The sequence below is a fragment of the Nocardia sp. NPDC052316 genome (assembly GCF_044547795.1).
GTDB lineage: Bacteria > Actinomycetota > Actinomycetes > Mycobacteriales > Mycobacteriaceae > Nocardia.
On sequence record NZ_JBIUBB010000002.1, the window covers coordinates 517,164 to 535,558 of the forward strand.

The window sequence follows — 18,395 nt, forward strand, 5'->3', positions numbered from 1 at the left end:
GTCAGGTCGCACAAGCCGACACCCTTTTCATAACCCGTATGCCGCCTACATCGACGGTGCGGGTTATGAAAAGGGTGTGCGCTGCGCGAGTCTAGGCGGGGTGGTTGGATACCGAGACGACAGAGTCGTGTACGCGGACCTGGTAGACCGGCAGGCGGACCGAGTCGTCGTCGAGACAATGCCCGTCGATCAGCGAGTACGCCTGCTTCAGTAGCGGTGAGATGACGACAGGGGTGCCGTCGCGGTCACCGACGAGACCGCGGGAGATCACGGCCGCGCGGCCGATCGGGTCGATATTGCCGACGGCGGCGAGGGTGCCGTCCGACAGGCGGAACAGGGCTGCTTGGGCGGCAGATTCGCCGCTGCCGAGCAGCACTGCCACGCCGCGGCCAGGAATCAACCGGTCGATGCCGCATGCTCGGGTCCACTCGGCGCTGAGAGTCGCAGCGCGGCTTGGGGTTTCGACGGCGGTCATCGGGTGCTGCTCGCCGCTGCCTCGGCCTCCAGAACGAAGGTCTCCGCCTCGACCACCACGTCGGCTTCGGTGCGGTCGCTGGGGCGGCGCAGGAAGACCGCCCAGACCACCACGGCGCAGGCGACATAGAAGCCCATGAAGACGCAGAACGCGGTGGTGGCCGACTGGGTGGACGCGTAGGAGGAGCGCAGCATCAGGTTGATGCCGACACCGCCGAGCGCACCGATCGCGCCTACGAAACCGATGAGCGCGCCGGAGGTGTTGCGCGCCCACGCGGCCTGTCCATCCCGAGAAAGATTGAGGCTCTTGGACTTCGCGTCGAACACCGACGGGATGATCTTGGTGACGGACCCGTTGCCGATGCCGGACAGAATGAACAGCGCGATGAAGCCTGCGATGAGTGTCGCCATCGCCGCGCCGCTCGGCACGCCGCCGTTGCGATCACCCAGCGTGCTCGCCACCACGACGGCCACCGCGGCCACCATCATCGCGCCGAAGACATACATGGTGACCTTGCTGCCGCCGATCCGGTCGGCCCACTTGCCGCCGTACGGGCGGGCCAGCGACCCGAGCAACGGGCCGATGAACGCGATCTGCGCGGCGTGCAGCGCCGCCTGCGCGGCAGTATCGCCGCCGGCCTTGAAGCTGATCTGCAGCACCTGACCGAAGGCGAAGCTGTAGCCGATGAACGAGCCGAACGTGCCGATGTAGAGGAACGCGATCGCCCAGGACTGCGGCACCTTCAGCGCCGCGACCATGTCCGCCAGGTCGGCCTTCTGGTTGCGCAAGTTGTCCATGTAGAAGGCGGCGCCGAGCGCGGCAAGGCCGACCAGAACCAGATAGATCGCGCAGATCAGCGACGCGTAGCCGTTGCCGAGGGTGGCGATGATCAGCAAGCCGAGCAGCTGGATCGCCGGAACGCCGATATTGCCGCCGCCCGCGTTGAGCCCGAGCGCCCAGCCCTTGAGCCGCTGCGGGTAGAACGCATTGATATTGGTCATCGATGAGGCGAAGTTGCCACCGCCGAAGCCGGCGAAAGCGGCCACCACCAGAAACGTCGTATACGAGGTTCCCGGCTGATTGATGAAATACAGGGTGAGCAGTGTCGGGATCAGCAGCAGGAACGCGCTGAAGATCGTCCAGTTACGGCCGCCGAACTTCGCGGTGGCCACGGTGTACGGAATGCGCAGGATCGCGCCGACCAGCGTCGGCACCGCGACCAGAAAGAACTTGCCCGCCGGGTCGATGCCGTAGGTCTCGGTCGGCATGAACAGCACCATCACCGACCAGATCGACCACACCGAGAAGCCGACATGCTCGGCGAATACAGACCAGATCAGGTTCCGCTTGGCGATGTCCTTACCGCCGGCTTCCCAGGCCACGACATCTTCGGCATCCCAGTTCTCGATGTCATGGTTACGCGTCAGCGTGCTCAACTCAGGCCTCCCACAATCGGTTGTCTCCGACGGTAGGCAGCGGGTATTGCCGACATGATTCGTGGAATGACCGGGAGATCAACGGTTGCTCACGGAGCGCTGGATGGTCGCGTGATGCGGGCTGTTTTCCGCGGTGGGTGGCCGGTCAGTCGGCGCGCGGCCTGAGCACGTCCTCGAAGAGGGTGTCCACCAGATCCCGGGGGACAGGTGACCCCCTAAGCGCGCGGAAAACGAGGGGTCCGACGAGCGCGTCGAGCGCGGCGTCGAAGTCGAGCTTCGGCGCGATCGCACCGTTTTCGATTGCGCGCGTGAGCATCTCGCGCTCCTGTGCCCGGCGTGGGCCGAAATAGCGCTCGTGGAAGCGCTCGGCGGTGCCGGGATTGTGCTGCGCCTCGGCGATCAGTGCGAGCAGGACCTTGCCTGCCGGGTCCTGGGTGAGGAACCGCGTGAAATCGTGCACATAGCTGCGGATCGTCTCCGCAGTGGGTCGCTCGGTCGGGACGGGCAGCTTCCCGGCACTGTCCTCGATGAGCGTGTCGAGCAGGATCTCCACCTTCGAGGGCCACCAGCGGTAGATCGTCTGCTTGGCGACCCCGGCCCGGCGCGCGATCGCCTCCACGGTCAGCGCGCCGAATCCGTGCTCGACCAGCAGATCGTCCGCAGCATGCAGCACCGCCAGCCGCGCGGCCTCGTCGCGTCGGGGGCCGGAGTGTGCCCGGCGGGGCTGAGAGTTCGCGGCTGGCATGCGAGACACCATACCCAGCGGCGGCGCTGCGGCATTGTCTAGACGCACCGTCGCGTCTAGACTAATTTTCCTCTCACGAAGGAGTGCCTGTGTCCGCTACACCGAACCGTCAAGCCCTCGTCATCGGCGCCTCCCGCGGGCTGGGGCTCGTCCTCGCGGACGAACTCGTCCGACGCGGCTGGCGAGTCATCGCCACCGCCCGGCAGCGCGGCGGTGAGTTGCCAGCGAAGGCCGATGCGTCTGATGGGCTGCTGACGGTCGAGCTGTTGGAAATGACCAGCCAGGAACAGCTGGCCGCGCTGCGCGCGCGACTGACCGACACCCGGCTCGATCTGCTCTTCGTCAACGCCGCCATCGATCGAGGCGACCTTCCGATCCACGAGGTGCCGACCGACATGTTCACCGAGGTGATGATCACCAACGCGCTGAGCCCGCTGCGTGTCGTCGAGACCCTGCGCGACCTCGTCGTCCCAGGTGGAACCGTCGCGGTCATGTCCTCCGAGCAGGGCAGCATCTCGCAGAACACCGAAGACGGCTACGAGCTCTACAAGGCGAGCAAGGCCGCCCTCAACCAGCTCATGCGCAGCTACGCCACCCGTCACGCCGATGACGAACACACCAAGCTGCTGATCGACCCTGGTCACAACCGAACCCGACTCGGTGGACCCGACGCACCGCTCGCGCCAACGGAAAGCATCCCTGCGGTAGTCGACGTCCTCGAAGCCCAGGCCGGCGCTCTCGGCCTGCAGTTTCTGGATCGCCACGGCAAAACCGTTCCCTGGTAACGCCGACGGCACCACTCCCGCGTCGACCTGTCGCAGCCTCGAGCTAAGTTAGCTGTCACGCGCAGGGTGGGCACGGCACAGGACATGGGGGATTGCGATGTTTCGACGGTTGGCACTGCTCGCAGTACTGCTGATGACGGCGGTCGCCTGTCAGGAGAACGGAGCGAACCCGCCCGAGGCCCCGGCCGCGACCGGGCCGGAAGCGGAGATGCTGACGCGGTTGCGCACCACCGACATCTGCGCGCTGCTACCGCGCGCGGAACTGGCGAAGCTCGGCCCCGTCACGGCGGTCGGCACTGCTGAGTTGTACGGGTGCAGAGCCAAATTCGGCTCCGATCCTGAAACCGGTACCGAAGTGGATTGGCTGGTGCGCGCGGTCGATGAAACCGGGATGGATCAGGCGGCCACCGTCGCCATCGACGGTATGACCGTGAACCTGCTCGGGGACAACGATGTCCGTTCGCCGGAGGAGGTCGCGCGTGCGTCGACCCGCACCTGCACCGCCTACGCGCAACTGCCGACCGGCGGCTCCCTGTCCTTGACGGTCACGATCCCACCGGGGACCGAACGGTGTCCCGCCGCGCAATCCCTCGTCACCGTTGCGTTGGCCGAGTGGAAACGGCATCCGCGCGTGGGTGATTCGCCGGGCACGGTGCGAACGACGGTCACCGGCAAGGATCCGTGCGAGGTACTGGCGAAGCTGCCGGACGCCGTCCGCGGCGATACCGAATGGGTCGATCGCTGCTGGTTCAGGCTCGACGGTGACGCGATCTATGTCGGCTACGGCCACTCCACCGACCGCGAGTTCATGAACTACCAGCGCGTGGAAGTCGCTGGGCAGCAAGCGTACTGGACCTCCAACCAAGCCAACGGCAGTTATCGGATTCGCGTCGGCCAGACCTTCGACCCGGTCGCCGACAACTCCGACTACGCGAGTGTGCCCGCCGTGACGATCAACGGACGCGACCGGGCCGTGCTCGAAAAGGTCACCGCCGCAGTCCTCGACGTGCTCCCCGCAGTGAAATGACCAGTGCTCGAGCGATATCGAGCAAACGGCGTGGCCTAGTCGACTCGCCGATCGGACAGAACTGCGTCGGATCATGCCCGAGGACCTGACCGTCACTCGGGAGCTGGTGATACCCGCCTCCGAGTTACACGAGCGGTTCTCGCGATCGTCCGGTCCCGGCGGGCAGCACGTCAACACCACCGACAGTCGGGTAGAGCTGTCGTTCGACCTCGCCAACTCACCTTCGATACCGGAGTGGCTGCGCACCCGAATGCTCGACCGCCTGGCCACCCGCCTGGTCGACGGCGTGCTCACGATCGCCGCATCCGAACACCGCGCACAGTTGCAGAACCGCGCGGCCGCCCGCGAACGCCTGGCCGCGCTACTCCGTGACGCCGCTGCCGCCCCACCACCGGTTCGCCGCGCCACCAAACCCTCACGCGGAGCGAAGGAACGCCGAATCGCCGCGAAGAAGCGGCGTGGCGCCACCAAACGCAACCGTCGCGCGGGCCCCGACGACTAGCCGACGGGCAGTCGGACTATCGGCGACACAAGTGGCCGCTAGGCTCGACTCAGCCCCTGGCGGAACCACTCCGGCATTTCTTGATCCGATCGCGGAAACCACTTGTTCTCGGTGCCGAAGTGCTCGGCCGTCGGTGGTATCGAGAAGGCCGGTTGCTGATCTCGGTTGTATTGAACGGTGAAGCGGCTGGGTGGATCCAGAATGTATTCGAACTCGATCCATGAGCCGAGTCCCTGAACGTACATCCCCTTCCGCAGTTGCTGGAACTTTCGCCAGACCTCGGGCGGGAACGACCAGGATCGGATCGTGCCGTCGGGCATGCGCACTCCCGTATCCGATTCCGCATGCGGCCCGATCATTCTGGCGCGCACGACAAGCCGAGTCCAGCCGGTCGGCAGGGTGGGGAGCACCTCGCTCGTGATCTCGGTGAGCTTGTCGTGCTGTTCGATCGGGTCGAGCGGCGGCCAGTTCGGCATCCGGTCAATCCTCCTGTGGGAACGGCTAATCGGCGGTGATCTGGGCGAGGATTGTTTCGTTGTCTTCGGCATAGAGTTCGCCGCCGACCCTCCAGCTCTCGGCGGTCATGAGGCCGACCAGCTCGTTCCAGCGGTCGGGGGCGATCTTGCCTGCCATTCGGATGAGTCCGTAGTGGGACAGGGTCTTCAATTGCGCCCAGTCGGTGGCGAGGGTGAGTTCGCCGAATTCGACACGGCGGACCTCCCACCCGGCCCGGCGGAAGGCGGCGGCGACCTCGCCGAGATGTGGGCCGATCTCGTCCTCGTACTGGTTGCCGGGCTCGGCGTGGATGCCGAAGTAGACGTTGGGAACACGATCCAGGATCGCGGCGAGCCAGGCGGGGGTGTGCTCGGAATCTCTGGGGAACCAAGCCATTTCGCGGAGGAAGTGCTCGGGCCCGGCGCCGAGCGGCGGTTCGTTGTCGTAGTCGTAGTCGACCCGGAACTCTCCTGCCGCATCGATCTCGTATCTCACCGAGAACCAGGTCCCGACACCCGGGCGATTCATGCCGGTCTTCAACGTCCAGCACAAGTCCCCGAGGTCTTTCGGGTGACTGCACGCTTTCGGCTTTCCGTCCCGGTCGAAGACGGAGAACCCGGCTTCGGAACCTCCGTTCCCCACCGAGCACCAGGTGAAGGTTCCACGCGCACCCTCGGGCATGCCGACGCGCAATGCCCTTTCGATTCGCTCCAGAAGTTCGCGCTGGTCTTCGCTGGTGAGAGTCACTCTTGCCCCTGGCATCGGCTGTCTGATCTTGCTGTGCCACCCGACCCTAACGGTGACCTCCACCGACGGGAAAGCCGTGGAAATCTCGGTCGACCTGGCCCGGTGTAGCCGTCACATATCGCATCACTGAGATCGAGATGATCTGCGGGCCTCGATCTTCCAGTGCGTCGCGACCGTTGCGGACTGCGGGATCGGCAGCGGATCAGTCCGGTGTCAGCTGGCCGCCGCCAGCACTCGCCACACCTTCCTGGAACGCGACCGGGCCGCCGGAGCCGCGCACTCGATGCGCCGGCGCGCTTCGTGCGCACTGATCCGCAGCAGATCGGTCAATAGCTCCACGGTGTCCCGATACCCGGTGTCTCCGGCGAGCCCCCGACGCTCGGCTTCGGCGACGGCCGCGCGCATAGCGGCATCCAGTCGCCGCCGGCGACGTTCGGTCTCGACGAGGGTACGCAGCAAGTCGGCATCGGCCAGTTCCGCCCACCCCGCTGTTCGGGCATCCGGCGCCATCGCGATCGAATGTGTGTTCACGCGAGCGAGACTACACCAGAATAGAACATATGTTCGACAATTCGAGCTTGCTTGGCATGCCGAGTTGCGTCCCTGTGGTGGCTGACCAACATATCTGTCACCTGACCACGCTATCTGTCACCACTACCGCCTTGGTTCAGGCGGGAACGTCGGCAGCGGTGCCGATGATGGCGGGGCCGCAGCTGAGGGGAAGGAGTTCGGCGGCGCGGGCAGCGGCGGCCTGCGGTGTGCTGAAGAACTCGCTCTCCCCGCCGTGCCGGCTAACGCGATACCGGCCGTCGCTCAAGGGTTCGATCGCGGCCCCGACACGCACGAAGGGATAATCCGTGCACCGGCTGAACCACAGGGTGTAATGGCTCGTCACGGCGTAGAGGTGGCGCAGCCGGGGTTCCGCGGAGGCGGCGTCTAACAGCGCGCGCAGAACGGCGTGCGTGGTCGGCTCGCGCCAGCCGTCCGGCTTGAGCTCCCGCAGCCTGCCGCTCCATGCCTCGCGATGCAACTGCCAGTTGGCCTCTGCCACAAGGTGCGCCACCCCGGTCGCTCGAGCCTCGGCGACTAGCGGCAGCTCGATGAAGGGTGCGGCGGCCTTCATTCCGCGCGGGTCCGCTCCGGCAAACCAGGCCGCCGCGGCCTTGGCTACCTCGGCCAGATCCGAGGTCCTGCCCCAGGCATGTGCGACGCCGGACTCATGGTTTTCGACGGAGAAGAGCCGTCTGATTTTGAACGCTGTGACCGTGAAATTGGCGCGACCCGGCAGCGCGGCCTCGATTTGTGCGTGGTACAACCTCCCATCCTGAGCAGCGGCTTCGACAGCGCCAATCACCAAACCGCGCTGAGCGGCGACTCGCTCCAACGCGCTCGCAACGCCGCCGGCTGCGATGACGTCCGGATAGAATTCGGCGGGAAGCAACTCGACTGCGTTCGGTACATACTTCACACCTGCCATTGTGAGCCGCTCACGCAGCCGTAGCTATTCCCATTGCCGGTGGCGACCCGAAGCGCTGGGGCTCACACTGATGACGCCTGCCCTTCGGGCAATGACCGTGCTCTTGCGGGACAACGCCCCGAACCGGCCGTAGTCGCCCTCATCGTTCATGTTTGCCATGAAATCACTACTGGTGCATCGCCGCTCGGCGATCAGTCCTTAGCGCCGGATCGGGCGGATCAACCCCCAGAAGTCCGGCCCTGCCTGCGGGGCAGTCGATTCGGAGTCGGTCACGAGTGACGGTCGCGCCACGCTCGAAGGTACCTTGCGCCTGGCACGCCTAAAGTGGCTGTCAGAAAGAGTCGGATTGGCCGCCGTTAGTGGGCGCGGTCCGCACGTTCGACCCGGACTCCGCCACGATCAACTTTCTCGACCCGCGCAGCTGACTGTGGATCGTTGCGATTAAAGGAACTGAAGACCTGAGCAAGCCAGCCTTCTAACCCGAAGCGGTCAACTTCACACCCCAACCATGGCTATCCGAACCCGCCGGTAATGATGACCCCGGACGCTAGACGAGGCAACTCAGCGTTGGTCGGTCTCGTCTGTAGAACGCGCGGGTCGCGGCATTTCATCACCTCACCCAGCATTGAGGGATCGATCGCTTTTCATCGAAGCCTCGACTTCGAAGCTCGTCTGATAGAGGACTACAACGGGCCGGGACAGGCGCGCATGGTCTTCACCCGGGATCTGAGTCGGCGTCTGTTGTAGCAAGCGACTCCCGGTCAGCCCCTGCGTCCCACGCGCGCCCATCGGCAGCTGCGGACGGTCTGTGCGCGCCTGTTTCGCATCCGAATGGCAGAGGGTATCAACCGATGCTCACCGGTGTGTTCTGTCCGGTGCGAATGCGCCATTCGTTCTCGCGCTGCTCCAGGTCAAGATGACCACCCCGTGCATCGGGTCCTGCGCCGGATCGTCGTTACCTCGAGTCCGTTGCCGCGCAACGACTTGCACGAAACTCTGTGCCAGCTCGATGGTCTGCTCGAGCTGATACAGCACGCTCACGTTGTGCAGGGGCCCGTTCGCACCGAACACGAAGCGTTGCTTGGCCAGCAAGTCGTCGCGGTTCGTGGACACACTGCCGCTGAAGTTCACGAACGTGCTGTCTTCCCAGAACAGTGCGTTCATGCCCTCGGCGTCGTTGGCGTTGAACGTGCCCTCATACCGCCGCAGAACCTGGACTGCCGCCTCGATCGTCATTACTACTCCTAGTCCGGTTCGTCGTAAGACAACCGAGGTTAGAACCTCGAGTATGGTTCAGGTAAAGCTGAGCGACCCGGATCACGGCCTGCGATCTCGGCAACCGCGGCGACCGCGCCCGTAGCGCCGTACCGGATGAGCCGCCAACGCTGGCGTAGCCGGCGGCACGTTGTCGCGCATCCTGTTCCAGGCTGTGCCGATGCAGGCGGGCATCGCGCTCATCGGTGTCTGCGGACATGCGCCTGGTCGCGCAGTCGGTGATGTTGGCCGGCTTCCAACTCGGCGCCTGTTTGCCGACGGAATGAATCCTATTGCAGGTCAAAGCCTTCGCGTAGACGCGTTGCTCGCTCGTGCTAGTCGATCGGCCGGTCGAGCCATTGGCCGTCTGTCATAACGGTGCGTCCGGTGAACTCGTGGAATCCGTTCCATGCTTGTATGCGTTGTGGGGCGAGCTGGATGTAGACGAAACCTGGCATGGTGCGCGGGTCGTGTGACACCTGGGCGTATCCGTCGGCGGCGGTGGGGTCGATCGCATGGACGGGTATGAGCGACGCGGTGGCATCGATCATGATCACGTCCGCGGTGTCTCCGATGGCGGCTCTGACTCGTGGAGTTGCGCGGAGGTTGGCGGCGGTGCGACTGCGCTCGAACGTGGCTGTGGTGAGGGTTTTCGTGTTCCAGGTGTAGGAAACCGGGATCAGGTGCGGGCCGTAGCCGTCGCCTGCGGTGGCCAGCCACATTTGATGGTTGGTCCCGATTCGTTCGAGCGCGTCCGCGCGCCGCTGGTCGAGGCTGCGCGGGGTGGGGAGCTGCATGGGTTCGGGGGTTGTGTTGTCGACTGTCATTGGTTGCCCTTGTTGAGAAGGTTGGCGAGGACGCTCCATCCCCCGGATTCGTAAGTGTTCACTAACGGTTAGTTTCTACTTACCGAGTTGGCATGTCAAGGCCGGGTCGACCTATGAACAGGCGATCGGTATTCGCATGTCCATGCGTTCGGGAGATCGACTGGCGTCCATTCGAACGGCGTGCCTGGACGGGCGTCACGGAAGGAACCCGGCGGCCTACTGCCGTGGGAACGGTCGGTGGGTCAAACTTCGGTGCACCATTTCGGTGAGGGTGACGATGTCGAAGACGGGGATGTTGAGGCGATCTTGGATGGCGTGGCTGTAGGGGGCCAGGTCGGTGCATTCGATGATGAGTGCGCCCATGGTGGGATTGGCTGAGGCGAGTTGCGAGATCTCGGTGAGTACCTCGTTTCCGAGGCGTTCGGCGTCGAGGGTCGTGCGGCGTCCCTCCAAGATGACCTCACGGAACTCTGGCTGGGCGGCCATTCCGGCGACGCAGATCGGCACGGATGCACCGCCGATCGCGGCGAGATGGCGTTGGGTGAGCGATTCTTTCCTGGCGACGAGCAGGCCGACTTCGCGGTTCGCGGCGAGCATGCGGTGCACCATCGGTAATTGGATGAGGCTCGAGCTGTAGAGCGGGATTCCCACGGCGTCGGCGAGCTGCTGCTGGAAGATGACGAGGAAACCGCATCCGCTGGTAATCGCCGCCACGCCACGGGATTCGAGTTCTTTGGCCGCGATGATGAACGGCTCCAGCAGGGTCGGGTCGGCCTCGGTCACCATCCGCTGCGGTGTCGCGCCCTGCACCACCTGGTAGCGGACCGGGAAGTCGAAGGTCGTCGGATTGCGGATATGCCCGGGGATCTTGGTGAATGCGGTGTCCAGGCAGAGGACACCAATCGTGTTCGGTTGGTCGTTCACGGTTATCGCCTTGTCGATTCGGTGCTGCCGAACCGATCCGGCCGCAGCGGGACCGGGTCGGTGATCGGTTGTTCGCCGGCCAGGAGCTGGCTGATCAGCTCGCCGCCGGCGGGCGCGAGGCCCATCCCGATATGGCCGTAACCGACCGCGACCAGCAGGTTGCGCAGCCCGGTGCGCCCGATCAGCGGCAGCCCGTCCGGCGTGCACGGGCGCAATCCGCTCCAGGTCTCCCTGGTCCGCGTCTCCGCCAACTCCGGCAGGTATTCGTGGACGGTCCGCACCATTCCCCGCACGCGCCGGGCGGAGATGTCGTTGTTCATCCCGGTCAACTCGAGCGTGCCGCCGATGCGCAGCCGATCACCCAGCGGAACCATCGCCACGCGGCCCTCGCTCAGCAACACCGGCCTGCTGGGAGCCTCCGGCGGCATATCCATGGTGACGCTGTAGCCCTTGATCGGTTGCAGCATCAAACCGACCCCCGCCAGCCGAGCGCACGCGGTCGACCACGCACCCGCCGCGACGACCACGTCACGGGGGTGAAGGTGCCCGCGATTCGTATGCAGCCCAACGACTTTGCGTGCTCGCACCTCGAACCCGAGCACGTCGGTGCGCTCACAGATCTCGACGCCCATCTCGCGCAGCAGCCGACCGAACTCGACCACGAACTCCGGTACGCGCAGATAAGCCCCCTCGGGGTTGTACAGCGCCCCATGGATAGCGAACCGGGTCTTCGGCTCGAGCTCGTCGAGTTCTCCCGATCCGAGGACCCGCAGCGGCACTCCGCTCGCGACGGTCCGTGCCACCGAGCGACTGGCGGCCGCGAACCCTGCTGCGGTCCGGTAGGCCAGCACAATGCCCGGCGACTCGAAAGTTGCCGCAATGCTGGGTGATTCACACAGCCCGAGCAGTATGTCGAGGCTGCGTTTCTTCATCCCGACCAACGCCCGAAATCCGGCCGCCGCCGCCGTCGCCGAGCAGGCCCGCCCGAAATGCCCGAGCCAGCGCAGCAATTCGCCATCAAGCCGCGGCTTGACATAGAACGGGGCGTCCGGACTCAACATGGCGAGCGTGCGCAGCGAGCGCATGCCGGGCTCGGCCAGCGGCGCGGCACCGTGGGTGCCGACGAAACCGGTGTTCCCGGAGGAACACGACTGCGGCCCACCGAGCGCCCCGCGCTCCAGCACGGTCACCGAAGCCCCGCCGCGGCGCAGGTGATAAGCGCAGAACAAACCGGCGACCCCGCCGCCGACAACCACCACATCCGGGTCGCTGCGCACGGGAGCCGCCCCTTCACGCGTCACGAACCCGACCTACACGGTGACGACGAAGAAGTTGGTCGGTAGGTTCACCACGACCCGCTCGTAGATCTCCGCCATGACCGCCGCACCGGGCTCGCTGAAGGTGCCCGGCGGCGGCTCGGCGAAGCGGATCACCGACCGCCCGGCGTCGAAAAGCTGTGCGCCGTGGCCGAAGTCGCCCACCAGCGCGGTGCCGGGCTCGACCAGGCGGGTGCGGACGATGAACATGCCGTTCTGCTCGAGATCGTCCATCAGCCGTCCGGCGCCCATCGCACGGTAGTAGTCGACCGGGTTGATGATCATGCCGTCGGCGGTGCCACCCATCTGCTCGACCTCGTTGCAGGCGCGCAGGATCGTCGAGGCGAACGGTCCGGGGGAGGTCATCCGTTCGATCCCGGGGATGTTGAGCAGGCCGCCCTCGCCGCTGATGATCGTGTGGTTCTCGGCGGTGCAGAGCCGGACGATCAACCGGTAGTTGATGAAGGATTCGAACGTCTCGGGGTCCTCCCACAGCCGCGGCGGCACCTGCACCCAGGCCGTGGTGGTGAGCAGCTCCGGGATCGGCGACTTGTGGAACCGGCTGGCCAGTTCGCGGCGCACGTCGGCGCCTTCGATCGGGGTGTCTTGTGCGCCCGGCGCACTCTCGTGCCAGTAGAACTCGCGCGGATCACGCGACAGGTCAACGGCTTTGAGCATGTTGCGCGCCGGGTAGCGCGGCTTGCGGCGCGAGCTGGTCAACGAATCGGTGATGGTCACGTCGTACTCGACGGCGGCGTCGAGGCCGTCCTTCGCGCAGGCCTCGACGAACATCCGGCCCGGCGAAAGCTCCTTCTTGCGGTCCGCGACAACCTGCGCCAGCGTCTCTTTGACGCCTTCGGTCTTCAGCATGTGTGGGTTCCTTCCGTGTCATCGGCAACGGTGCCGAGAGCAGTGCTGGTCACTCCGGTTACGCGGGTGCGGTGGCCTGCCAGGGCAGATGGGCCGCGGACGGTCCGAGCACGCTCGCGCCACCGTCGACCAACTGGACCGTGCCGGTGAGGTAGGAGGCCCGCTCACTCACCACAAAGGCGGCCACGGCGGCCATCTCCTCCGGCCGGGCGATCCGTCCGACGGCCGTGTGCCTGCCCATCGCGTCGAACTGTGCTTCGCTCGGGTCTTCGGTAGAGCGTTGCGCCACAACACGTTCCAGCAGGGGAGTGCGGGTGGCGCTGGGTGCGAGCACATTGACCGTGACGCCGTCGCGGCCCACCTCGGCGGCCAGCGATTGGGCGAAGCGGACCAGGGCCGTGCGGGTTACCCCGGACATGGCCAGGCCGCTGATGGGGACACTCGCTGTCTCCGAGGCCACGAAAAGCATTCGGCCCCAGCGCGCATCCCGCAGATGCGGCAACGCGCGCAGCGCTACATCGACCGCCGGGATCAGCACCGTATCGACGGCCGCCCGATAGTCCGCCGTCGCGAAGGCCGCCGCGTGGCCGGTCGGCGGCGTGCCACCACTGACGACGACGATGTGCAGTCCGCCGAATTCGGCGGCGACCTCGTCGATCCAACGCCGGGTCGCCGCGCTGTCGGTGATGTCCACGCTGGTGGCGTGCACCCGAGCACGCGCCACCTCTTCGACGGCATGCTCGGCCATCGCCAGCCGCCCGGCGTCACGCGCGCCGATCGCGACGTGGGCACCCTCGGCGGCCAGTTCCCGAGCGATGGCCAGGCCGATCCCGCTGGATCCGCCTGTCACCAACGCGACCTTGTTCTCCAGTCCCAGATCCACTCGGCTAGCCCTTTCCCGTCGAGTCCACGACGCCGAACTCGTAGCCGTACCGGCGCGAGAGCGGCCACGACAGAGCCGCGACCGTTCTCCTGGCCGACTTGGACAACCCGCGTTGCCAGGAGTCGTCGGTCGGACGCACCACGGTCTCGCCGACCTTGAAACGATCCGGGTTCCCGGTAACCGTGTGATTGGTATGCAATTCGACCGTTCGATCGGTGACCGGGTTGGCAGCAGGATCGGTCGCGCAGAACCGCAACAGGCGGTCGATCGTGCCCGCCGGATCGGCGATGAAGTCTTCGTACCGCAGGAACATGGACCGTTGCGGATAGCGCCGGGTGATTGCGTGTGTGGCGAGGTTGAAGCCGGTCCAGTAACCGGTGCTCTTGCCCGGCGCCATGGCGTACACGTACTCCTTCGGCCTGCTCCAGGATTGGGCTACCGCACGCGGGTCACGGACAAGATGGACGTAATACGGGGTGATGCCGTCGAGGTGCGCCAGCAACGCCGCTTCGCCGGGAATCTTCGTGGTATCCACGATCACCCGTGCGTCGCTGCGCTCGGCGATGGCCCGGTAGACCTGGGTCATCAGCGTCGCGTGCGCACGAATCTGCTCGTTGTACAACCCACGTCCGAGCACCCGCCAGGTGTGCCGGGTGCGGACGCTGCCGAGTTGCCGCCGGATCACCGCGTCGGCGTGCTCGACCAGGGTGGTTCCGGCCGGCTGCCCGATCGGCAGGATCGTCGACCAGAACGGGCAGTCGACCAGTTTGCGCCCGCAGCCACACTCCTCGTTCACACCGCGACCCGCCGCGTTCTTCCACAGGAAGTGCAGCTCGCCGACGTGGAAGAAGCCCGGAATCTCATTGAGGATATTGCCGATGATGGTGCTGCCGTTGCGGCACCAGCCGGTGATGCACAGGACCTTCAACGGTGGTGTGTTCGTCATGAGTCGACCGCCTTCTCCGTGGTCACCGCTTGTCGGATCGTCATGGCCAGCGCCGAAGCCGCCAGCGCGCAGCCAGCGGCGACCACGAAGACGGCGGGATAGCCGAATCCCGTTGCGATCGCGCCGGTCACCGGCCCCCAGACGAACAACCCGAGATCCCAGAACGAGGTGTAGGCCCCGAGCGCCGCCCCTTGTTTGGCGCTGTCGGTGTTGTTCATGACCATCAAGGCCAGCGATGGATGCAGCAGCGAGAATCCGACGCCCATCACCACGGCCCCGAGCACCGCCACCGGCAGATTCGGCGCCCACGCGATGATCAGCAACCCGGCCGCTTCGCCGAGCCCGCACCACGCGGCGACCCGCCGCGGCCCGTACTTGTCCGGCAGGTGCCCGATGAACAAGCGGGTGCCCGCGTACACCGCGCTGAAGGTGCTCAAAACGACAACGCCCGAGTCGATTCCGCGCACTTGCAGCCCGTGGATGACGAACGCGGCCAAGCCGACATAGCCCGCGGCCCCCAAGGCGAGACCGAGGCCGGGCAACACGGCGGGCCGCAGCAGCAGCCCGCGCCCGCTGGTCGGCGTGGTGTGCGGTTGCGGCGCGACAATGCTGATCAGGACGAGACCGATCAGCGGTGCGACGGCGCAGAAACTCCACACGGCGGTGATGCCGAAGTGCCGGATGGCCGCGCCGAGCGCGGTGCCCAGCGAGATACCACCCCACATGGCGACGCCGTAGAGCCCGATCACCTGCCCGCGACGGTGGTGCGGTGCGAGCGTGACGGTCCAGACCGCACCCGCGGTGAACAGCGCGGCCTCGCCGACACCGAGCAGCAGGCGCACCATGATCAGTCCGGCCAGGCCGAGCGGCAGGAAGTAGAGCAGGCCACCCGCCGCGATGGCGAGCGCGCCGAACTGCATGACGTTGCGGTGTCCGTACCGATCGGCCAGTCCGCCGAAGATCGGGCGGGTGAGCAGCGCGGTGAGCGCGGTGGACGTGACGGCGAGACCCACCGCGAGATCGCCTGCGCCGAACTCGTCCCGCACGTGCGCGGGCAGCACCGGGATCGCCGCGGCCAGGCCGAGGTAGCCACAGAACAGCCCGCCGAACACTCCGGCAAGCGCCAGCCGGGGGAACGCCCCGGTGTCCGACGAAGCCGTCATCGCCGACCGGCCCAGGTGGAACTGGAACCTTCTTCGTTGTCGAGGGTTTCGATGGCCGCGAGTGCGTCCGCGACCTTGCGCACCGCGGCGACGAGGTGGTCACAGTCCGCCTGCGACAGCGTGGAGGACAGCGGAATATCTACTGCCCGTTGCAGATACCTGGTCGCGTTCGGCAGTAGCTCCTTGATGGCCGCGGTCGCCATCCCGGTGAACATGAACCGCCAGTTCCAGAAGGCACGGATATTGCGATCGGAGTCCGAACCGAGGTTGCGCGCCTCGATGCCCTCGTGACACAACGCTTGCGCGAACCACTGCGCGCGGCCGTCGGGCACCTGGAAGATGAACGCCTCGCCGAGATAGGCGCCGGGTGCCACCGGGCGCCGGATCCGAACCCCGGCGACATCGGCCAGTGCCGAGGCGACGTAGTCGTAGTTGCGCCGGAACGCGGCCAAGCGCACCGGCAGCCTGCCGAGCTCGGCCCGCAGTAACGCGGCCCGGATCTCGTCCATCCGGAAGCTGAGCAGCGGTAGGTCCAGATCGGTGGCGATCGGCGGCTCGCCGTCGGGGAAGTGCCGCCGCAGCCGACCCTCGTAGGCGCCGGAAAGCACGGTGGCACGGGCGAACAGGGCGCTGTCGTCGGTGACCAGGAAACCGCCCTCGCCGCTGTTGAGCGACTTGTCCGACTGGGTGCTGAACGCACCGGCCAGGCCGAAGGTGCCGAGTTTGCGGCCGTCGAGTTCCGCGCCGAGGGCAGGGACCGCGTCCTCGAAGACCGGCACGTTCATCTCGTCGGCGAAACGGAGCAGCGCGCCCATGTCGCCGGCGAAGCCGCGCATGTGCACCACCATGATCCCCTTGACCTGGGGGGTCCATCGGCTGCGCAGGTCGGCCACGTCCAGGTGCAGGTTCTCGTCGACGTCGACGAGGAATGGGGTGCAGCCGGCCAACATGATGGCGCTCGGGGTCGCGGCGAAAGTAAAACCGGGACAGGCGATCAGGCTGCCCGGTGCGATACCCGCGGCCATGATGGCCAAGGCCAGCGCGGTCGTTCCGCTCGAGGTCGCCAAGGCGTGGCGGCAGTCGAAGTAGCGGCACAGCTCCGCCTCGAATTTGCCGCATTCGGTTTCGTGCGGCGGGCGATAGTCGTAGCGGAAGTAGAGGTGACTGCGGATAGCGCGTAGCGCGGCTTCCTCGTCGTCGGGGTGGACGCAGACCGCGCCTCGGTCGTAGGTCGGCCACGGGGTTCGGCGAATGGGAACTCCGCCGTCCAAGGCTAGTCGCGAATCGGCGGTTATTCGGGTTCCCGGCAACTGCCGGGCTGCTGCTGAATGGTCGACTTCGTTGTCCGCCATCGTAATTCCCTGCCCAACTCTGAAACATCGGCGAGCCGCCACCTCATCGTCGGTCGAGCTCTCGAAGCTCGTAGGACGATTCCGGAAACGCTACACCGAAGTTTCAATCTGGATACCCGAAATTGATTGTTCAGCAATGACATTGGTTGCTGTGACTTCACTGGGGAGCGTTTTGTCCAGGCAGGTGAAATTGGGCGTGGGGGATATGGCGCTGATGCGCCAGGGGGCAAAACGGTCGCAGCCGAACAAGTTTCAGCGCTGAAACTCGCTCGGCCGCGGTGCCGTAGTTCGGCCTGGCTACCCGGTTGTCCGCTGGGTGCGCCTGCGCAGCAGGTGGTGCCTGAGGGCGACGGCGCTGCCCGCGACGACGACCAGCGCGGCGAGCAGCGGGTGGATGTCCTTCGAAAGGCTCTGCGCCGGTTCCGGCCGGAGGGTCCAGATAGCCAGGGGGACAGCGTAAGCCACGGCGAGGGCGGCGGCCCACCGGCGCAGCGGGCGCAGCCGGGCATCGCGCAGGGTGCCGATGAGCACGACGGTGACCGCGACGATGGCCACCATCGCGAACTGACCGACGATGAGCACGGGCACGGCCCATGCCGCGATGAGGACGGGCCGCGCGGCGGGATAGGTTTCCTGGTCGGATCGAGGTGTGCTGGTGAACATGGTCCGCTCCTTGATGAATGGTCCGGCAAACGGTCGGTCGCGGCTAGGGCCGAACGCCGAGGGTCGCCAGCAGCACGTGCATGTCGGAGTTCACCCAGTATTCGGCGATCCGATCCCGTGCGAGGCGCAGAATGTCGGTCCCGGTGAACCGGACCGCGGTGCCCGAAGGTGCGGTCGCGCCAGGGAATCCGGCGTGATAGGTGCCGACGGCGATCCAGCGGATCGCCAGGTGGTCACGCTCGACGATCGGACCGACCTCGACGCTGAACACGAGTTCGGTGAAGGGCGCTCTGGTCTGCGCGATCCACTCCGCCAGGCCGTCCGGTCCGTGGACCACGCTGCCGTCACCGCCGCCCAGCAGTGCGGCGTGCAGGCGGAAGTCCGGGGCGACGACCTGCTCGGCCACGGCGTAGTCGCCGTTCCACAGCGACATCCATCCCGCCAGCAGGTCGCGGTGGGTCGGCGGATCATCGATGGTCGTCGTGCGGGTGTTCTGTTCCACGGCAAA

General features: G+C 66.2%; 21 protein-coding genes. 3 read left to right on the plus strand and 18 right to left on the minus strand.

What is annotated here, in order from left to right; genetic code table 11:
* Window positions 1-91: 91 nt before the first annotated feature.
* From nirD to ACIHA7_RS09325, 3 genes are all read right to left on the minus strand, one after another.
* Window positions 92-475, minus strand: a complete 384-nt coding sequence (gene nirD / locus ACIHA7_RS09315; protein WP_397287392.1) for a nitrite reductase small subunit NirD — start codon at window positions 473-475, stop codon at window positions 92-94.
* The gene (locus ACIHA7_RS09320; RefSeq protein ID WP_397287394.1) at window positions 472-1,911 is read right to left on the minus strand and encodes a nitrate/nitrite transporter; all 1,440 of its coding nucleotides are present in this window, start codon (window positions 1,909-1,911) and stop codon (window positions 472-474) included. The genes nirD and ACIHA7_RS09320 overlap by 4 nt, the downstream gene beginning before the upstream one ends.
* A 145-nt stretch (window positions 1,912-2,056) precedes the next feature.
* On the minus strand, window positions 2,057-2,656 hold the full coding sequence (locus ACIHA7_RS09325) for a TetR/AcrR family transcriptional regulator (protein ID WP_397287396.1): 600 nt from the start codon (window positions 2,654-2,656) through the stop codon (window positions 2,057-2,059).
* Window positions 2,657-2,745: 89 nt separating this feature from the next.
* Here ACIHA7_RS09325 and ACIHA7_RS09330 point away from each other — a divergent pair, with 89 nt between their 5' ends.
* The 3 genes from ACIHA7_RS09330 to arfB all read left to right on the plus strand — a co-directional run bounded on the left by ACIHA7_RS09330 (window position 2,746) and on the right by arfB (window position 4,970).
* Window positions 2,746-3,441: an SDR family NAD(P)-dependent oxidoreductase gene (locus ACIHA7_RS09330; RefSeq protein WP_397287398.1), complete on the plus strand. Its 696-nt coding sequence runs from the start codon at window positions 2,746-2,748 to the stop codon at window positions 3,439-3,441.
* 97 nt (window positions 3,442-3,538) lie between these two features.
* A complete protein-coding gene (locus tag ACIHA7_RS09335; protein ID WP_397287400.1) occupies window positions 3,539-4,468 on the plus strand; it encodes a hypothetical protein in 930 nt (309 codons plus the stop codon).
* 73 nt (window positions 4,469-4,541) lie between these two features.
* Window positions 4,542-4,970: an alternative ribosome rescue aminoacyl-tRNA hydrolase ArfB gene (gene arfB / locus ACIHA7_RS09340; protein WP_397287402.1), complete on the plus strand. Its 429-nt coding sequence runs from the start codon at window positions 4,542-4,544 to the stop codon at window positions 4,968-4,970.
* Between the two features lie 38 nt (window positions 4,971-5,008).
* Here the strand turns inward: arfB and ACIHA7_RS09345 are convergent, their stop codons facing one another.
* The 15 genes from ACIHA7_RS09345 to ACIHA7_RS09415 form a co-directional block, all read right to left on the minus strand.
* The gene (locus ACIHA7_RS09345; protein WP_397287404.1) at window positions 5,009-5,446 is read right to left on the minus strand and encodes a hypothetical protein; all 438 of its coding nucleotides are present in this window, start codon (window positions 5,444-5,446) and stop codon (window positions 5,009-5,011) included.
* Window positions 5,447-5,471: 25 nt separating this feature from the next.
* The gene (locus tag ACIHA7_RS09350; RefSeq protein WP_397287406.1) at window positions 5,472-6,212 is read right to left on the minus strand and encodes a hypothetical protein; all 741 of its coding nucleotides are present in this window, start codon (window positions 6,210-6,212) and stop codon (window positions 5,472-5,474) included.
* Between the two features lie 213 nt (window positions 6,213-6,425).
* Window positions 6,426-6,743, minus strand: a complete 318-nt coding sequence (locus ACIHA7_RS09355) for a DUF222 domain-containing protein (RefSeq protein ID WP_397287408.1) — start codon at window positions 6,741-6,743, stop codon at window positions 6,426-6,428.
* A 136-nt stretch (window positions 6,744-6,879) separates the two neighbouring features.
* Window positions 6,880-7,680, minus strand: a complete 801-nt coding sequence (locus ACIHA7_RS09360; RefSeq protein ID WP_397287410.1) for a DUF6193 family natural product biosynthesis protein — start codon at window positions 7,678-7,680, stop codon at window positions 6,880-6,882.
* A gap of 864 nt (window positions 7,681-8,544) precedes the next feature.
* Window positions 8,545-8,925, minus strand: a complete 381-nt coding sequence (locus ACIHA7_RS09365) for a DUF4440 domain-containing protein (protein WP_397287412.1) — start codon at window positions 8,923-8,925, stop codon at window positions 8,545-8,547.
* Window positions 8,926-9,278: 353 nt separating this feature from the next.
* Window positions 9,279-9,770 (minus strand): pyridoxamine 5'-phosphate oxidase family protein, encoded by a 492-nt coding sequence (locus ACIHA7_RS09370; RefSeq protein WP_397287414.1) that lies wholly within the window; start codon window positions 9,768-9,770, stop codon window positions 9,279-9,281.
* Window positions 9,771-9,986: 216 nt separating this feature from the next.
* On the minus strand, window positions 9,987-10,694 hold the full coding sequence (locus tag ACIHA7_RS09375) for an aspartate/glutamate racemase family protein (protein ID WP_397287416.1): 708 nt from the start codon (window positions 10,692-10,694) through the stop codon (window positions 9,987-9,989).
* A gap of 2 nt (window positions 10,695-10,696) precedes the next feature.
* Complete coding sequence (locus ACIHA7_RS09380) at window positions 10,697-11,995, minus strand: NAD(P)/FAD-dependent oxidoreductase (RefSeq protein ID WP_397287418.1); 1,299 nt, start codon at window positions 11,993-11,995, stop codon at window positions 10,697-10,699.
* Between the two features lie 9 nt (window positions 11,996-12,004).
* A complete protein-coding gene (locus ACIHA7_RS09385) occupies window positions 12,005-12,880 on the minus strand; it encodes a family 3 encapsulin nanocompartment shell protein (protein ID WP_397287420.1) in 876 nt (291 codons plus the stop codon).
* Window positions 12,881-12,938: 58 nt separating this feature from the next.
* Window positions 12,939-13,763 carry an SDR family NAD(P)-dependent oxidoreductase gene (locus ACIHA7_RS09390; protein WP_397287422.1) on the minus strand — a complete coding sequence of 275 codons (825 nt, stop codon included), beginning with the start codon at window positions 13,761-13,763 and terminating at the stop codon, window positions 12,939-12,941.
* 4 nt (window positions 13,764-13,767) lie between these two features.
* Window positions 13,768-14,709 (minus strand): sulfotransferase, encoded by a 942-nt coding sequence (locus ACIHA7_RS09395; RefSeq protein ID WP_397287424.1) that lies wholly within the window; start codon window positions 14,707-14,709, stop codon window positions 13,768-13,770.
* Entirely contained in the window at window positions 14,706-15,872 is a 1,167-nt protein-coding gene (locus ACIHA7_RS09400; protein ID WP_397287426.1) for an MFS transporter, read from the minus strand. Before ACIHA7_RS09400 ends, ACIHA7_RS09395 begins: the two co-directional genes overlap by 4 nt.
* The gene (locus ACIHA7_RS09405; RefSeq protein WP_397287428.1) at window positions 15,869-17,224 is read right to left on the minus strand and encodes a DegT/DnrJ/EryC1/StrS family aminotransferase; all 1,356 of its coding nucleotides are present in this window, start codon (window positions 17,222-17,224) and stop codon (window positions 15,869-15,871) included. The genes ACIHA7_RS09400 and ACIHA7_RS09405 overlap by 4 nt, the downstream gene beginning before the upstream one ends.
* 297 nt (window positions 17,225-17,521) lie before the next feature.
* The gene (locus ACIHA7_RS09410) at window positions 17,522-17,887 is read right to left on the minus strand and encodes a hypothetical protein (protein WP_397287430.1); all 366 of its coding nucleotides are present in this window, start codon (window positions 17,885-17,887) and stop codon (window positions 17,522-17,524) included.
* Between the two features lie 43 nt (window positions 17,888-17,930).
* The gene (locus ACIHA7_RS09415) at window positions 17,931-18,389 is read right to left on the minus strand and encodes an ester cyclase (RefSeq protein WP_397287432.1); all 459 of its coding nucleotides are present in this window, start codon (window positions 18,387-18,389) and stop codon (window positions 17,931-17,933) included.
* Window positions 18,390-18,395 lie beyond the last annotated feature (6 nt).

Bases quoted from the DNA above. Each gene is read 5' to 3' on its own strand.
- nirD (WP_397287392.1), bottom strand. From the start codon at position 475: ATGACCGCCGTCGAAACCCCAAGCCGCGCTGCGACTCTCAGCGCCGAG.
- ACIHA7_RS09325 (WP_397287396.1), bottom strand. From the start codon at position 2,656: ATGCCAGCCGCGAACTCTCAGCCCCGCCGGGCACACTCCGGCCCCCGA.
- ACIHA7_RS09335 (WP_397287400.1), top strand. From the start codon at position 3,539: ATGTTTCGACGGTTGGCACTGCTCGCAGTACTGCTGATGACGGCGGTC.
- arfB (WP_397287402.1), top strand. From the start codon at position 4,542: ATGCCCGAGGACCTGACCGTCACTCGGGAGCTGGTGATACCCGCCTCC.
- ACIHA7_RS09345 (WP_397287404.1), bottom strand. From the start codon at position 5,446: ATGCCGAACTGGCCGCCGCTCGACCCGATCGAACAGCACGACAAGCTC.
- ACIHA7_RS09365 (WP_397287412.1), bottom strand. From the start codon at position 8,925: ATGACGATCGAGGCGGCAGTCCAGGTTCTGCGGCGGTATGAGGGCACG.
- ACIHA7_RS09370 (WP_397287414.1), bottom strand. From the start codon at position 9,770: ATGACAGTCGACAACACAACCCCCGAACCCATGCAGCTCCCCACCCCG.
- ACIHA7_RS09385 (WP_397287420.1), bottom strand. From the start codon at position 12,880: ATGCTGAAGACCGAAGGCGTCAAAGAGACGCTGGCGCAGGTTGTCGCG.
- ACIHA7_RS09395 (WP_397287424.1), bottom strand. From the start codon at position 14,709: ATGACGAACACACCACCGTTGAAGGTCCTGTGCATCACCGGCTGGTGC.
- ACIHA7_RS09400 (WP_397287426.1), bottom strand. From the start codon at position 15,872: ATGACGGCTTCGTCGGACACCGGGGCGTTCCCCCGGCTGGCGCTTGCC.
- ACIHA7_RS09405 (WP_397287428.1), bottom strand. From the start codon at position 17,224: ATGGCGGACAACGAAGTCGACCATTCAGCAGCAGCCCGGCAGTTGCCG.
- ACIHA7_RS09410 (WP_397287430.1), bottom strand. From the start codon at position 17,887: ATGTTCACCAGCACACCTCGATCCGACCAGGAAACCTATCCCGCCGCG.